Below are 15572 nucleotides of genomic sequence, written 5' to 3'. Positions count from 1 at the left end.
AATAAGAGTGCACAGAAACAAGAAAGGCGCCGATGGCGCCTTTTTTATGCCTGCTGCTGGCGATGCCAGCGCACATGCACTTGATCTTCGGTCAGCAGACGGGGCAGCAGGAAGGTGGCGAAGATCACCTCAAACTCATCCTGATGATCCAGCAAACCGACCCACACTTCGACCCAGCGCTCCATATCGACCGGCTCACCCAGCTCGGTCGACCAGTCGGCATTGGGCAGAGTCGCCTCCACGGCGCCACGCTGCTCAAACTCCAGGGTGATGTCGACTATTTGTTCGGGGGCCAGCATATCGGCGGCCTGCTCAAGAAACTGATCATAGGCCCATTCGACCAGCTGATCCGGGGTACGCTGTTCCATGAAATCACTCCAGATACATCGAGGTTCGCTACTGTAACAATTATTGGCTGTGGCGGCCAGACCAGTGCGCCGGGCGTGCCTGACCTGTCCAAGTTGCCGTTGGGGGAGTATGGTTAAGGCGCGGATCATCTGGCAGGGAGTAAGGGGATGAAGCAGCGGGGACGGCGGCAACAGATCAAGCGACGGCGCGAGGCCTGGTGGTGGCACTATCTGCCGCTTCACCGCGAGATGGTGGGCGGTCATCTGGGCCCACCGGAGAAACCCGATGAGCCCTGAGGATCAGTCGGCCTGATGCACCCGATTGAGGGTGATCTGACCCAGTTGCCCCATCTGGCGGCGGATCCAGACCGAGCGCTTCTGCACATAGGGTGACGGGGGCTTGACCCGATAACGCCACGGATTGGGCAGGGCGGCGGCCAGCAGGGATGACTCGTAGCGGGTCAAGCGGCTGGCCGGTTTGCCGAAGTAGGTACGGGCCGCGGCTTCGGCGCCATAGATGCCGGGGCCGAACTCCACGATATTGAGATAGACCTCGAGAATGCGGGCCTTGTCCCAACCCAGCTCCATCAGTAGGGTAAACCAGGCCTCCAGCCCCTTGCGCAGGAAGCTGCGATCACTCCACATAAAGAGGTTCTTGGCGGTCTGCTGGCTGAGGGTGCTGGCGCCGCGCACCCGTTCGCTGTGCTGGTTGTGCTTGAGTGCGGCGTTGATGGCATCCATGTCAAAGCCGTTGTGATCGGCAAAGCGCTGATCCTCGGCGGCGATCACCGCCAGTTGCAGCTCCTTGGAGATGGACTCCAGATCCACCCACTCATGGCGTACCTGGGTGATCTTGGCGGGCGGAAAGAGGGCCCGCTCGATACGCCAGCTCCACATCGGCGGATCGATAAAACGCAGCAAGGCGACCGAGCCGACCGAGCAGAGTAGCCCAGCCAGCGCGATCTTGCCTGCCCACCTCAACACCCGGCGCCCAAGGGATGCAGATGGGCGCACGGGGGCCACGGCAGCAGGGTCTGACTCCCACTGATAGTGGCTGGGATCATCGGGATCCGGAATTATTGGGGCAGCCATTCGATGTGGCAGAACTTCTCGTCAACACGGCGGGAGAGCAGCATGCGGGCAAACAGGTGCTCATACTCTTGTTCTTCATTGCCAAGGCCTACCCAGATCTCGGCATAGTCGGTATCGCTCACCGCAAAACCCACGTCCGCTTCCCAGTCATCGGCCGGGTCGGTTTCGGCCAGCAGGCCGCGGTCGTTGAACTCCTGATTGAAGCGGGCGATCTCCTGCTCCGGCAGGTTGTCAGAGGCCAGCTCCATAAAGAGTTCGAGGGCGGTATCGAGCAGTTCCTCGACACTGTGCATTTCGTCATTCATAGACATAAGCGGTCTGTTCCAGAAAAGAGAAAAAGGTGCCATCACAGATCACTGCCTGCGGGGCGGCGCTATTCTAGCGGTCGGCAGACCCCTTGGCGAGATGAGGCGAGCCGCTGTGACCTGTTTTTGTGCCAATAAAAAACCGGATCCAGTGACAGGATCCGGTCTTCATTGGGGGAAGGGGTCACGCATAGGGCGTCAGCTCATCCCTTCTTGTCATCGGCGAAGGTGATGTTGAGCTCCAGTACCGACAGCTCATCACTCTTCTGATCCAGTTGGACGGTTATCTTCTCCGGATCAATGTTGACGTATTTGCGGATCACATCGAGGATATCCTGCTTGAGCTGGGGCAGGTAATCCGGCCCCCCTCTGGATGAACGCTCGTGAGCAACAATGATCTGCAACCGCTCTTTGGCCAGTTGTGCGGTGTTCTGTTTCTTGTTGGAACGAAAATAATCCAATAATGACATGTTTAACTCCCGAACAGTCGGCTAAAGAAGCCCTTCTTCTCTTCTTCCAGAAAACGAAATTCCTTGGCATCGCCCAGCAGGCGGGACACCGCATCTTCGTAGGCCTGACCGGCATCGGACTCCTTGTCCAGGATGACCGGTTCGCCGGAGTTGGAGGCGCGCAGTACTGCCTGGGACTCCGGGATCACCCCGAGCAGCGGGATGGCCAGGATCTCCTGCACATCCTGCACGCTCAGCATGTCGCCGCGGTTGACGCGGGTCGGGCAGTAGCGGGTCAGCAGCAGGTGCTCCTTGATGGGGTCTTCGCCACGCTCGGCGCGGCGGGACTTGGAGGCCAGGATGCCAAGGATGCGGTCGGAGTCACGCACGGAAGAGACTTCCGGGTTGGTGGTGACGATCGCTTCATCGGCAAAATAGAGCGCCATCAGCGCACCCGCCTCGATCCCCGCCGGGGAGTCGCAGACGATGTAATCGAACTTCATCTCTGCCAGCTGATCCAGGATCTTCTCGACCCCCTCACGGGTGAGGGCATCTTTGTCCCGGGTCTGGGAGGCGGGCAGGATAAACAGATTTTCAGAGCGTTTGTCTTTGATCAGCGCCTGATTGAGGTTTGCTTCCCCGTTGATGACGTTGACGAAGTCATACACCACGCGCCGCTCGCAGCCCATGATGAGATCCAGGTTTCTCAGACCGATGTCAAAGTCAATGACCACTGTTTTGTGACCACGCTGGGCTAAGCCGGTGCTCAGGGCCGCACTGGTTGTGGTCTTGCCAACGCCACCTTTACCCGATGTAACGACTATGATTCGCGCCATTCTCGCTTCCTTGTAACTCTATTTGATACGGTCTATTCGGAGTTGTTCGTTGTCCAGCCGGACGTGTACCGGTTGCTGGATCAGGCCTGCCGGCAATGCATCGCTCAGCTGGAATGTGCCCGCGATGGAGAGCAGTTCGGCCTGTAATTGCTGGCAATAGATCCGGGCCTGGGTGTTTCCCCGGGCACCGGCAATGGCTCTGCCACGCAGGGTGCCATAAATATGAATGCTGTCGTCGGCGAGCACTTCAGCTCCCGGACTGACGGACCCCAGTACCACCAGCGAGGTGCCGGCTGCGTAAATCTGCTGGCCGGAACGAACCGGTCCCACATGTACCTTGCTCGGGATCAAGGGGGCGGGTTCGGGCTCGGGAACCACCACAGGAGCGGCTGGCGCGGGGGCAGGCTCGGGTTCCGGTTCGCTCTTGCGACTCTTGCCCGAGGCCATCACGGCCAGTCCCACCGCCTTGGCGGCCGTCTTCATCTCTTCACTGCGCGCCCCCGTGATGCCAACCAGCACAAACTCTTCGGACTCCACCAGCTCCTTGAGCTGTTCGAAATCGGGAATATGCTCCAGTCGGGAAACATTGATCACCAGCGGCGCACAATTAAAAAAGTAGGGTGCCTGGGCGACTTTTTCGGCCAACAACTGACGTATCCGCTCAGGCTCGCCATCGCTGATATGCAACACAGAAATAGTGAAGGTGGTCCCTTTCAATTCGTTATCGCGCTCAACCATGAATCTTCCCCGAGGCAGAGATGCTAATCCGTTATTGTTATTCAATTCCTGATGTTATAGTTTGCCCCCATCAGAGGCAATAAACTCATCGGATTATATCAATTTCCATGTTGTGTGCAGTCTATAAAAGTCGCAAAAAAGCCGAGACCTACCTTTTTGTTGAAAAAAGAGAGGATTTCTCCCGCGTTCCCGAGCCACTGCTGAGCGCATTCGGGCGTCCCGAGCTGGTGTTGATGACCAAGCTGGATCCGGCCAAGCCCTTGGGTCTGGCTGATGTCGGCAAGGTGATGGCCGCGCTGACCAACCAGGGGTTCTACCTGCAGGTGCCGCCGCCCCCCGAGAATTTGCTGGAGCAGCACAAGGCCAGCCTGAAAAAAACATCCTGAATATCCAGCCCCGTGGTGTGTTCTGCCCAGCGGGGCTAATTCTTTGTGACTCGGCATGACGCATTCCGGCCCCGGAGAGGTGGCCTGCGATAATCCCGTGACAGGATCTGGCCAAATTAAACCCTCCCTTTGGTGATATTCACTTTTCGTTGTTTAAATAGAAAGTCAATCTGCTCCCAACACCATATCCTCAACCTTTGCTGGCGCTCACAAAAATAGCGAGTGGCGCGTACTCATATCCTCCATTTCAACGGTTATTGGCTCATTCATCGATTATTTTCAGCCTCTTCCTTGGGCGCTGTTTTGGCCTCCACTGCGTGATGAGTTGTCCATCAAAGGGCGCGTAAAGAGGGCGGTGATAACGGTGCTAAAACCAGTTTGCGCGATGCGCTGTGGCCAAAATGATGAGCTAACCCCCTGTTTGTGTACTTGATTGTTTGCCCTGATCACGAAAGTGCCACATAGGAGGCAATCAATGTGGCGGCGTGATAATCCGCAGGGTGAGCGGTAACCGCGTCTTGCCAAACAAGGGTATGACCAAAGGGGGGATATTGAGCTGAGGGGGCATCTCGATATCGATTAGTTGTGAAATTGTGGCTGGGGCAAGATAGCAGGTACAGGTTTCATGTAGGGGCGTAATGTCCCTTTCAATGCATTGATAAAAGTTAATCAAGGCATGTCATCAGAGAGGCATGCAGACAAGGCAATCCGCATTGCGGTGGCGTAGCAGGGGTATATCAGCGACGCCCTACAGTGAAATGGTCGGTATGCCGGTATAAGTGCCCGGCATCCCATTCGGGCAATAAAAAAGGCGGGATATCCCGCCTTTGTTCAGATGAGGGTCGCAACCCTTATTTATTCGCAAGCAACCTGCATCACCTTGATGGCCAGACCACCACGGGAGGTTTCACGGTACTTGGAGTCCATGTCCTTGCCGGTGATGTACATGGTCTCGATCACCTTGTCCAGAGAGACGCGCGGCTTGGAGGTACGACGCAGGGCCATACGGGAGGCGTTGACAGCCTTCATGGCTGCGATGGCGTTACGCTCGATGCAAGGCACCTGTACCTGACCGGCAACCGGATCACAGGTCAGACCCAGGTTGTGCTCCATGCCGATCTCGGCAGCTTCGCAGACGTGCTCCGGGCTACCGCCCATCAGCTCGGTCAGACCGGCAGCGGCCATGGAGCAGGAGACACCCACTTCACCCTGACAGCCCACTTCGGCGCCGGAGATGGAGGCGTTCATCTTGTAGAGGATGCCGACGGCACCGGCAGCCAGATAGAAGCGGGTGTACTCGTCGCGGCCAACCGGCTGGATGAACTTGTCGTAGTAGGCCAGTACGGCCGGGATGATACCGGCAGCGCCGTTGGTCGGGGCAGTGACCACGCGGCCACCGGCAGCATTCTCTTCACTCACGGCCAGAGCGAACATGTTGACCCAGTCAACGATGTTCATCGGGTCGCTCGAGAGGTTCTCGTTGGTGTTGAGCTGACGGTAGAGCGGTGCGGCACGACGGGGTACGCGCAGCGGGCCGGAGAGAACGCCTTCGGTACGGCAGCCGCGCTCGATACCTTCGCGCATGGTGTTCCAGATCTTGCCGAACTTCTTGTAGATCTCTTCCGGAGTGTTGAAGCACTTCTCGTTTTCCATCATCAGGGCAGAGATGGAGAGACCGGTTTGGCTGCAGTGGGCAACCAGCTCAGCGGCGCTCTTGAACGGATAGCGTACGGACATGTCGCCGCTGTCAGCCTTGCCGAAGTTCTCTTCGTCAACGATGAAACCGCCACCGATGGAGTAGTAGGTCTTGCTGTAAACCACTTCATCTTCAATCAGGGCAGTCAGCTTCATGCCGTTTTCGTGCAGCGGCAGGGCTTCGTCGTGGAATACCATGGCGTCACGCGGGAAGCTGACGGTGTGGCAGTGCAGGCCGATCGGCAGGCGCTCGGTCTGTTCAACACGGGAGATAAACTCGGGGATGGCATCGATATCGACATTTTCCGGCAGGTTGCCAGCCAGGCCCATGATGATGGCAGTGTCGGTATGGTGGCCTTTGCCAGTCCAGGAGAGGGAGCCGTAGACATCGACATTGATCCGGGTTACATCGCGGATCTTGCCGCCCGCGCGCAGCTCGTCAACAAACTGTTTGGCCGCTTTCATCGGGCCAACAGTGTGGGAAGAAGAGGGGCCTACACCGATTTTGAAGATATCAAAAACGCTGATCATGTCACTATTACCTCAGGGTAGAAGGGGGCGGCATGCCCACTCACAGAAATTTGGGAGATCCATGGAACGCGCTTGTCAGCGCAGGTCACAGAACCAGATAACCGTAGTGTAACGGCTCCAGACCTAAAAAAAGTTGAAATAGATCTATTTTTGTTGAATCTGAGGCGCGAGTATAAAATTTATTTTTGTGCTTATCCATTTTGTTAAGCGTTTGCCCATAAAAATACCCGGCGATGCCGGGCATTTAGGAACCAAATGGAGTCATTTGCCGTTTTTTAACATTCGGTAATGTTAACGGCGAGTCCGCCACGGGCCGTCTCCTTGTATTTGGTCTTCATGTCGTTGCCGGTCTCCCACATGGTCTTGATCACCTTGTCCAGTGACACCTTGTGCTCACCGGTGCCGCGCAGGGCGAGGCGGGCGGCATTGATCGCCTTGACCGCCCCCATGGCGTTGCGTTCGATGCAGGGCACCTGCACCAGTCCGCCTATGGGATCGCAGGTGAGGCCGAGATTGTGCTCCATGCCGATCTCGGCGGCGTTCTCCACCATGGCCGGACTGCCCCCCAGCAGTTCGGTCAGTGCGCCGGCCGCCATGGAGCAGGCGACTCCCACTTCACCCTGACAGCCCACTTCTGCTCCCGAGAGGGAGGCATTCTTCTTATATAAGATGCCGATCGCTGCCGCAGTGAGGAAGTAGCGGATCAGCGTCTCGTCATCCACCTTGTGAACAAAGCGATCGTAGTAGTGCAGCACGGCGGGGATGATGCCCGCAGCGCCATTGGTGGGGGCGGTCACCACCCGGCCACCGGCGGCGTTCTCTTCATTGACGGCCAGCGCAAAGAGATCGACCCACTCCATCACCATCAGCGGATCCTTGTTGAAGTTGGTCTCGCAGCTTAACTGGCGGAACAGCCCCGGGGCGCGGCGCCGAACCTTGAGGCCGCCCGGCAGCACCCCTTCGCTCTTGCAGCCACGCTCGACGCAGCCCTGCATCGCCTGCCAGATCTTGCGCAGCCCCGCTTTTATCTGCTCATCGCTGCGAAATATTCGCTCGTTGGCGAGGATAAGCCCAGAGATGGAGAGTCCGCTCTCCTGACAATGGGCCAGCAGCTGGGCGCCGCTGTCGAACGGGTAGGGGACTGGGTGTTCGGCATCGGACTTGGCTGCCTCCTCCTTGGCGGTGGCAAAGTGGCTCTCTTCAATGATGAAGCCGCCCCCGATGGAGTAGTAGGTCTGGCTGAAGCGCAGGTTTTCCTCTTTATCAAAGGCGCGCAGAGTCATGCCGTTGGTGTGGGCCGGCAGGGTCTTGCGGCGGTTAAAGATGATGGCACCGGTGCGGGGAAAATGGCTTGGTTGCTCGCCTGCCAGCGGCAGGTTCTGCTCCTTTTCCACTTGCGCCAGAATGGCGGGAATCGCATCGATATCGACCGATTCCGGTTCAAAGCCCGACAACCCCAGAATGATCGCCTTACCGGTGCCGTGCCCTTTGCCGGTCTGGCCCAGCGAGCCGTAACACTCCACTTCGACCCGCGTGACCTGTGGCAGATGCCCTTGCAGCTTGAGCTGCTGGACGAAGGCATAAGAGGCACGCATGGGGCCGACGGTATGGGAAGAGGAGGGGCCAATTCCGATGGAAAACAGGTCAAACACGCTGATCATGACATCAATCCGGTGATGGTTTATGTCTGTTTATTCTAGGATTTTTGCCGTGGATGGAAAGCGGGGATGTGCGGTGCTGTGACATGGACACAGATAATGGGGCTGGGGATTGCCCAAGAAGGTTGAAGGGGCTGATCCCCTTCAACCGGCCTGATCAGTCGAGAAATTCGCACAGGTAGGCGGTGGGGGTTTTCACTTCCAGTTTGAAGGAGGAGTGACCGGCCACCAGGAAGGATTCACCCTGGTTGTAGGTGTGCCACTCATCTTCATCAGCCAGCTGGATGGTGAGGGCGCCCTTGATCACTGTCATCCGTTCGGGGGCGGCAGTGTTGAACAGGTAGTCACCGGCGTTCATCACCCCGACGGTTGATTTCTCGCCTTTTTGTTCGAAACCGATGGATTTTACATTTCCGTCGAAATACTCGTTAACTTTCAGCATCTTTACATCCCTGTGTGTACGTTTGTGCAGCCAAACTAGCACAATCTTTTGCCAGTTGTCATGGGGGATGAGGTAAAAATCGCCGAGACCGCTTTGAATCTTCACTTTTTCGCAAACTTATTAATAGCCAAGGTTAATGATTTGCTGATTTAAAACAGCAATTAAATGTGAGATAACACGCGCAAACAGGGGAATGGGCAGCCGCTCATTCCCCTGTTTGGTTAATTGCACTGGGAAAAGTGTGAATTTTGCTACATAAAGGAACATATTGTGTTAACTAAAGGACTCATTAAAAACATCGGCTTCCAGGTTGTGGTCGCCATGGTACTGGGCGCAGTGGTCGGCGCGTTCATGGGTGAACAAGCCACCGTGTTTGCACCGCTCGGTACCCTGTTTATCCAGCTGATCAAGATGCTGGTGATCCCGCTGGTGGCGGTTGCCATCCTCTCCGGCGCCGCCAATCTGGGCGCCAGCCCGGCTGCGGGCAAGATCGGTGCGGCTACGCTGGCCTTCTTCCTCGTGACCTCCGCGTTGGCCGTGTTGCTGGCGCTGGTGATGGGGCAGATCTTCAAACCGGGTGTCGGGGTTGATTTCGCTTCCGTTGCCTCCATGTTTGGCGGTGACTATGCCGATAAAGGGGCGTTGCCGGATGCAGTCGCCACCCTGCTTGGCATGATCCCCACCAACGTCTTCAACTCCCTCAACGAAGCAAACATCCTGCAGATCCTGGTGTTCTGCATGTTCCTCGGCATTGCGCTGGCCAAACAGCCGCGCGAGCGGGCCAAGCCACTGGTCGATGGGCTCAATACCCTGGTGGATGCCTTCGTCTGGATGATCAACAAGGTGATGCCAGTTCTTTTTGAAGACAAAAACCGCCGCTTGAAATCTGCACTGTTGCCAATGGGTTAGCCTCAATTGGTGCATGGTGATAAAATGCCCGACTCATTGCAGAAATGAACAAGGGCCACCAATGCAGAAACCCGACCTAAGAGACATCAAGACGTTATCTAAAGACGAATTCAGCCGCATCCTAAGCACATCTGGCGGCTCACTGCCTGATGGCTCTAAAGTGGCATTGGGCTTTAGTTCTGATGTTTTCGCCTGTTGTAAGGTACAGGGAGATCAGATATCGGTTCATGGTTCGGATAAATTCGAGCAAACCGTCAAATCAGCATTCGCATCTGCAAAGCCCACTATGTGGTTTGGATCAGCAGAGAAAGAACGTCCCAAGATAGAAAGACCCATCCCGCAGTTACAGCCCAAGACGGATACCAAATCAGCTACTACCTACCGTGTCCCAGTACTGATCTACAAGAGCCCCCGCGAGCGAGAGAAGAAGTTAGACGGCAGCAAGGCCGATGACATGATGTACGGGACAATGACGGCACAACAGATCAAATCTATGCCGTTTATCCTGGGCAAGCTGGGCGATGATCTGAACATCAAAGACCTTGAGACAATGAGCCCTAAGCCACTGTTTGAGACGTTCAGAAAAATGGCCGTTGGGTACTTCTCAAGTGGTGATTTGAAGATGAACACCTTGGCGATGATCCAGCACTTCGAGAAGAGCACAGGCACTGATTATCGCAATCCGACACTAACGAAAGCGGTTCGCATCCATCCCAAAACACAAGCCTTCTCAAAGACCATCATTGATGAAGTCGTTGCACAGAACAAACAACTTAAGGGTGAGATCAACCAGTTGGATCTATCCAAGCTGATGGATGGATACAAGGCCCGCCAGCAAGGTTTTAGACTGCCTAATTTTAGCTCTGGGGCTGACATCATCGGCGGGACAACAATCGCAATCAATGATGTGTGGGCAGGGAAGGCCGAGATCACCAAGTACGAGAAGTTCGGCAACTTCTTCAAGGGGACAATTCGAATAACTTTGTTTGACCATTTCGGATTAGATGCCCCAGACATTGGGCCAGATCCCACGACAGGGCATATCAAACCATATGGTCTATTGCCGGGGTTTCGAGCTTGGTTCATCCTCCAACACTATAAACGCTTTTCCTTCAAACCCTTTGTTACGGTTATGGAAATGGACTATCCATTCAGTGGTGAGATTCAATGATAGGATTACTTTTCATAGTACTGGCAATCAACTACATCATGATGCCGATCTTGTTTATGATGTCTGATCTAAATGATTTAGCTGCCATATATATTGTGATTATGCCTAGAGTGCTCTGGTTCTTTGCTGTCTTAGCTGGCGGAGTGTTCTGGTACTACAAGAGAATGACTTTGTTCTGGTTGAACCTAGTAGGTTTTCTCTGTTTCTACGTGCCATTGATTAAGTACATGTCATGAACAAACGAAAAGAGGGATAGCATTCCCCTGAACTGGCGAAAGTGGACTTTGGTTGGGAATATGGATGGGTTCATACTTGTTTGCAAACCTCTTGTTGAACCCTTTTGGATCATATGGTCTTTCGTATACTCTGAGATCTACTTTCTTGATAGAGTATCATATCTTTTCATTGTGCCTTCCTAAGATAAATCGCTATATGAGGTTTAGGGCCTCCGATGGGCTGGATCGCCCATTCGTCGTGTTCAGTAGCACTTATATTTGTACAAAAAGAAATCGATTTTATTTAAGTAATAGAAATGAAAAGGCCGTCACTGCTTGCAGTAAGGCTCTTTTCCCCACGTAGTCATGAGCCTGCGAGTGACTACTGGCACAAGTATGTATTAGTTGTAAGTTTTGTGTTGGTTATGTTACTGCACAGAAAGTCGGCAGTAGTCAAGCGAACTCGCTGCACTCGTTACTCATGACTACATGAGAAGAACTCCTTACCGCAAGCGGTAGCGGCGTTCTTCATCGCCCTTTGATTAATCAGAACTGAAAAGGTGGGAATAAGTCCCTATAATATATAAGGTATTAAATCCCACTCTTTCCTCGTATCCACTACGTAGCCTTCCTCAGTACGGCTGTAGACTGGTGCTTCTCGTACCTCTCCATGAAGATCTCCCGTTCCCAGTCAGTACAGCTAGCATTGGCTCTCTTGAACATCCACTTCCTGAACTCCTCCAAACTTGGGTTCTTTTGGAGCTTCCTTCTACAGCGTTCAGAAGCGGCGGCGGCCAGCTTGAACTGCTTCACGGGTGCACCGACAGGTTTCTTGTCTGGGTTATCTGACGGGAGCTGTAGGTCAATGTGCTTGATGTTTGTCCCCAGAGCTTCTGCTTGATCGCGGTCGAGAACATAGACTCGTTGGGTTTGGGTTGAACTGTAATCCCGAGAGCACCCCCTCAGTACGAATTGGTGCATAGCTTCATGTTCCCTAGAGCTAATGAACTCGCCATAGATAATGCCGAATAAATGTTCAATGTGTGCAGCCTCGCTGGGGCTTGGTTTGAGCGTGGCTAACCAAACACAAGTCTCGTACGCCCTGAAATCGTTCAAGCCACGGGCTTCTACACTGATTTTGTGTCCTGGCAGCTCATATGCCTCCCCGCGAGCGTTCTTACGTTTGTCGTCAGAGTTGTTGTGGGTGTAGTAGTAATCAGCACCTAAATTTGTGCGTAAGTAGTCATAAATCTTGGTTAAGCACTCATTGTTATCATTCTTCCAAGTCGTTGATGCTCGTGTGTGCTCCAGAAAGTAGAAGATTTCTAGGCGATCATCCAAAGGGACAGCTCGTTCATGTATATTGGGCAGTGTAATTGGCCTGAATAAATGCTTATGTGCCTTATATATCATGGAGTTAGTGAAGTTCGCTCCAATGAAAGTCATGTCTAGCCCTGCGTCTATATACTTCTGCAAATCTCGCCAAGCAGTGATGTTCAATTGGGACTTTGAACTGTCAGAAAACCAGCTCGAATCCATGAAGAACTGGTCATTATCCTGAATAATGTCGAGAGTTTTTCCCACTGTAGTGGTTATGTCCCCCGAAAAATCACGCTTTGTTCCTATGCGGTACTGCTCGCTGGATTGTCCCTTTTTAGCCTTCTTACTGGTGGACATTTCATAGGGGGTCAGCTTCAACAACTCATCTTGGACTAGTCGCTTTGCTGCTGGTGTGGCGTCGTTGAGAGTGATATGAGAGCTGAAAGTTACAATGTCATCCAGATATATTTTGAATTTTTTCAGTAACTTAGGATCTAGTTTAAAGAAGATTTTATCGCTTATTATCAGTGCTTTGTGGCTGATCTGGGGAGCTCGTAGGTAGTCCAGGACTGCTTGTAGAATGTCATGGCAGTAGTTCAGCGAGTCCTTGTTGCTGACGAAGGCAAGAGAACCATCGATCTTTGATGCCACATACTCCTGCATCTTGTTAGTGCCGAAAACGAGAATGAAGAACTGATCGGGTTTTGAGCTGTTTATCTCTTTGATCAGGGCTGTTGTTTTGCCAGCTCCACAGCCATAAGCCGCAAACTTAAGCTTATGAAGGTGTGGGAACAGTAGATCGAAATTTATTGGAATGGAGTGTTTTATTGTTTTTATTTTCATGAGATACCTTTTTATACATCCCAGTAAATCATTGTTTACTGGTGATTTTTCACTCATGCATACGCATACAGAGAAACTGTAGGGCTGGAGGCTCTAGGGTTTGATATGGCGTAGCATGGGTGCCATTAATTTGTAACACATGCAGGGGGGAGGATTTCAAAAATCACAGATAGTCGCGTTAATGCGATGGTCTTGATAGAAGGAAGAGTAGGTCTTTGCAGGGCAGGGAATAGGATGAATTCCCTCTGAGCCCTGCTTGTTGTGTTGACCTAGGCTGACTGGCCTTCACTCCTCAAAAGTATCAGACCCCAGCCCCACGGCTGTTGAATTGAAAAGTCCAAGGAATCTCATACTTAGCACAGAAATCAGCCTGTTTTTATCTGCATTGGTTAAAAATCATCTGAGCCACTGGAATAATATTTGATGTGGCACAACTGGAAAATGTAAAGATATATTTTATCTTTTTGTGATTACCAACGAGCCTCCGATGTGAATTAGTAAGATGGCTCAGTGGTTCGCGGGTAAGGTGAATCGGCCGGGGGAAAGCAGTCTTGAAACTCAGTATATATGCCAGCCATTTTACCGGCCTCTGCTGGTACGCCAGCCAGGATCAAAAGCAGATTACCTGCAATCCCCAGCAGCCCATTCGAGTGTCGGATTTGCATCAGAACCAGCTCAGGCGGGAAGCCTCTGCCATGACGATTCACTGCATGGATGCCACCGTGCACAAAAGAGCTCAGAGGCCGCCACGAGTAATGTTTGAACTCCTTGAGATGAGCCACTGGTGCATGTGGTGCCTTCTCTTCAATTGCTTCTAGCATTTGGCTGAGCATCGGAATTTTGTTGGCTTGCTTAGCAGTATCCTGCGTGAGCTCAGCGAGCATCAATTCAGCTTGGCTGTCTGTTGCAACATAAAGCACCCAAAGAGAACGAACCAGCGACTCATACTGCACGCGAAGTAGGGCTGCGGCTGATGTATGTAGGCCTGCTGCCACTAGATACTTCAAGCTTTGAGCATGTTCAAAGTTAAGGCTAGCAAGTGCCCTAGCAGCCTGTAGACGACTGGAATCATTTACCAGCGGTAACGAGAAGAAGTCAGCTAGTCGCTCCTCCAATACCGCAGAACGTGCAAGCAACTGATTAAAAAGCATATGGGCCTACCTAAAGCAGTTTTTAACAGGGAATTTACAAATTTAAGGCTATCCCAACTCTCAACAGCAGAAAAGCGTTTCGTGATAACCCATCAAACTCAACCATTCTGAGTAAACGGCAATTACTGATTTGATAGAGTGGGATCCCGGTTGAAAAAGACACTAGAGGAAAATCTCTTTTGAGTACTCCCTAGTGATACCGATCTGCCGAGTCTCGTTTAGTATCATTTGGGTGTTGAAATGTCGTTTTCAGAAGACGGCTGCACTGAACGTCAGAAGCCGACTGCACTATAGCAGCGGAGGGGTTGGATCCATCAGGCAACGACGGGCTGCTGCCGGCCATCAGCGGACGCAGGGAGGACTTTCCGCAACCGGCCGTTCGATGCGGCACCGATGGCCTTCGCGCAGGGGTAGTGAATCCGCCAGGATTGACTTGCGCGGCACTGTTGCAAAGTTAGCGATGAGGCAGCCTTTTGTCTTATTCAAAGGCCTTACATTTCAAAAACTCTGCTTACCAGGCGCATTTCGCCCAGGGGATCACCATAATAAAATGCTGAGGCCTGGCCTTTGCGTAGTGCACGCATCACCTCAATACCTTTGATGGTGGCGTAAGCCGTCTTCATGGATTTAAATCCCAGCGTGGCGCCGATTATCCGTTTCAGTTTGCCATGATCGCATTCAATCACGTTGTTCCGGTACTTAATCTGTCGGTGTTCAACGTCAGACGGGCACCGGCCTTCGCGTTTGAGCAGAGCAAGCGCGCGACCATAGGCGGGCGCTTTATCCGTGTTGATGAATCGCGGGATCTGCCACTTCTTCACGTTGTTGAGGATTTTACCCAGAAACCGGTATGCAGCTTTGCTGTTACGACGGGAGGAGAGATAAAAATCGACAGTGCGGCCCCGGCTGTCGACGGCCCGGTACAGATACGCCCAGCGGCCATTGACCTTCACGTAGGTTTCATCCATGTGCCACGGGCAAAGATCGGAAGGGTTACGCCAGTACCAGCGCAGCCGTTTTTCCATTTCAGGCGCATAACGCTGAACCCAGCGGTAAATCGTGGAGTGATCGACATTCACTCCGCGTTCAGCCAGCATCTCCTGCAGCTCACGGTAACTGATGCCGTATTTGCAGTACCAGCGTACGGCCCACAGAATGATGTCACGCTGAAAATGCCGGCCTTTGAATGGGTTCATGTGCAGCTCCATCAGCAAAAGGGGATGATAAGTTTATCACCACCGACTATTTGCAACAGTGCCGGTTCAGCAGTTCTGGCCTTTCGCTGGTGGTCTTCCCTGATTCTTTTTCAGAAATGATCTTGTCGCAGACAGGCTCCAGTACAGCTAACTGGCGTTCAAGGCTCTGATCTTTAGTCGAAACTCTCGCATACCCAAAAATCATTTTCTTACCCCTGTCTGCCATTGAGTATCTTTTATATTAAACAAATGATACTGTATCATATAGGCAGTTTCATGTCATTTTCA

General features: G+C 53.0%; 15 protein-coding genes and 2 pseudogenes. 4 read left to right on the top strand and 13 right to left on the bottom strand.

All coding sequences use genetic code 11. The annotated features are described in order from the left end of the window. Window positions 1–44 precede the first annotated feature (44 nt). Entirely contained in the window at window positions 45–368 is a 324-nt protein-coding gene (locus I6L34_RS00575; protein ID WP_005336851.1) for an HI1450 family dsDNA-mimic protein, read from the bottom strand. A 147-nt stretch (window positions 369–515) separates the two neighbouring features. Here I6L34_RS00575 and I6L34_RS21935 point away from each other — a divergent pair, with 147 nt between their 5' ends. After that, the gene (locus I6L34_RS21935; RefSeq protein WP_256689486.1) at window positions 516–644 is read left to right on the top strand and encodes a hypothetical protein; all 129 of its coding nucleotides are present in this window, start codon (window positions 516–518) and stop codon (window positions 642–644) included. Between the two features lie 3 nt (window positions 645–647). Here I6L34_RS21935 and mtgA read toward each other — a convergent pair whose 3' ends face one another. The 5 genes from mtgA to minC form a co-directional block, all read right to left on the bottom strand. Then, complete coding sequence (mtgA, locus tag I6L34_RS00570; protein WP_152985396.1) at window positions 648–1361, bottom strand: monofunctional biosynthetic peptidoglycan transglycosylase; 714 nt, start codon at window positions 1359–1361, stop codon at window positions 648–650. Window positions 1362–1423: 62 nt separating this feature from the next. Next, a complete protein-coding gene (locus I6L34_RS00565; RefSeq protein WP_005352317.1) occupies window positions 1424–1750 on the bottom strand; it encodes an HI1450 family dsDNA-mimic protein in 327 nt (108 codons plus the stop codon). 197 nt (window positions 1751–1947) lie between these two features. Beyond that, window positions 1948–2214 (bottom strand): cell division topological specificity factor MinE, encoded by a 267-nt coding sequence (minE, locus tag I6L34_RS00560; RefSeq protein ID WP_005336848.1) that lies wholly within the window; start codon window positions 2212–2214, stop codon window positions 1948–1950. A gap of 2 nt (window positions 2215–2216) precedes the next feature. Then, complete coding sequence (minD, locus tag I6L34_RS00555; RefSeq protein ID WP_005336847.1) at window positions 2217–3029, bottom strand: septum site-determining protein MinD; 813 nt, start codon at window positions 3027–3029, stop codon at window positions 2217–2219. Window positions 3030–3047: 18 nt separating this feature from the next. Then, window positions 3048–3767 (bottom strand): septum site-determining protein MinC, encoded by a 720-nt coding sequence (minC, locus tag I6L34_RS00550; protein ID WP_058056865.1) that lies wholly within the window; start codon window positions 3765–3767, stop codon window positions 3048–3050. Window positions 3768–3874: 107 nt separating this feature from the next. Here minC and I6L34_RS00545 point away from each other — a divergent pair, with 107 nt between their 5' ends. Next, window positions 3875–4153 (top strand): YcgL domain-containing protein, encoded by a 279-nt coding sequence (locus I6L34_RS00545; protein WP_216955353.1) that lies wholly within the window; start codon window positions 3875–3877, stop codon window positions 4151–4153. Between the two features lie 855 nt (window positions 4154–5008). On the opposite strand, the gene I6L34_RS00540 is transcribed toward I6L34_RS00545, so the two are convergent. The 3 genes from I6L34_RS00540 to I6L34_RS00530 all read right to left on the bottom strand — a co-directional run bounded on the left by I6L34_RS00540 (window position 5009) and on the right by I6L34_RS00530 (window position 8479). Continuing rightward, a complete protein-coding gene (locus I6L34_RS00540; RefSeq protein ID WP_005336844.1) occupies window positions 5009–6379 on the bottom strand; it encodes an L-serine ammonia-lyase in 1371 nt (456 codons plus the stop codon). A 275-nt stretch (window positions 6380–6654) separates the two neighbouring features. Beyond that, entirely contained in the window at window positions 6655–8040 is a 1386-nt protein-coding gene (locus tag I6L34_RS00535) for an L-serine ammonia-lyase (RefSeq protein ID WP_058056864.1), read from the bottom strand. A gap of 154 nt (window positions 8041–8194) precedes the next feature. Continuing rightward, complete coding sequence (locus I6L34_RS00530) at window positions 8195–8479, bottom strand: pyrimidine/purine nucleoside phosphorylase (RefSeq protein ID WP_042055930.1); 285 nt, start codon at window positions 8477–8479, stop codon at window positions 8195–8197. Between the two features lie 270 nt (window positions 8480–8749). Between I6L34_RS00530 and I6L34_RS00525 the strand changes: the two are divergent. Both I6L34_RS00525 and I6L34_RS00520 read left to right on the top strand, forming a co-directional pair. Beyond that, window positions 8750–9328: pseudogene (locus tag I6L34_RS00525) on the top strand (dicarboxylate/amino acid:cation symporter); the annotation flags it as partial. A gap of 121 nt (window positions 9329–9449) precedes the next feature. Next, window positions 9450–10559 carry a DUF3289 family protein gene (locus tag I6L34_RS00520; RefSeq protein WP_216955352.1) on the top strand — a complete coding sequence of 370 codons (1110 nt, stop codon included), beginning with the start codon at window positions 9450–9452 and terminating at the stop codon, window positions 10557–10559. An 833-nt stretch (window positions 10560–11392) separates the two neighbouring features. On the opposite strand, the gene I6L34_RS00515 is transcribed toward I6L34_RS00520, so the two are convergent. From I6L34_RS00515 to I6L34_RS00500, 4 genes and pseudogenes are all read right to left on the bottom strand, one after another. Continuing rightward, window positions 11393–12994: a hypothetical protein gene (locus tag I6L34_RS00515; RefSeq protein ID WP_216955351.1), complete on the bottom strand. Its 1602-nt coding sequence runs from the start codon at window positions 12992–12994 to the stop codon at window positions 11393–11395. Window positions 12995–13431: 437 nt separating this feature from the next. Beyond that, the gene (locus I6L34_RS00510) at window positions 13432–14088 is read right to left on the bottom strand and encodes a hypothetical protein (protein WP_216955350.1); all 657 of its coding nucleotides are present in this window, start codon (window positions 14086–14088) and stop codon (window positions 13432–13434) included. A gap of 491 nt (window positions 14089–14579) precedes the next feature. Continuing rightward, entirely contained in the window at window positions 14580–15284 is a 705-nt protein-coding gene (locus tag I6L34_RS00505; RefSeq protein ID WP_001067855.1) for an IS6-like element IS26 family transposase, read from the bottom strand. 91 nt (window positions 15285–15375) lie between these two features. Then, window positions 15376–15489: pseudogene (locus tag I6L34_RS00500) on the bottom strand (recombinase family protein); the annotation flags it as partial. Between the last annotated feature and the right edge of the window lie 83 nt (window positions 15490–15572).

This window comes from Aeromonas sp. FDAARGOS 1404, assembly GCF_019047085.1.
Classification (GTDB): Bacteria; Pseudomonadota; Gammaproteobacteria; order Enterobacterales; family Aeromonadaceae; genus Aeromonas; species Aeromonas veronii.
Note: the sequence above shows the minus strand (reverse complement) of the source record. Positions and strands in the feature narration are given on the sequence as shown.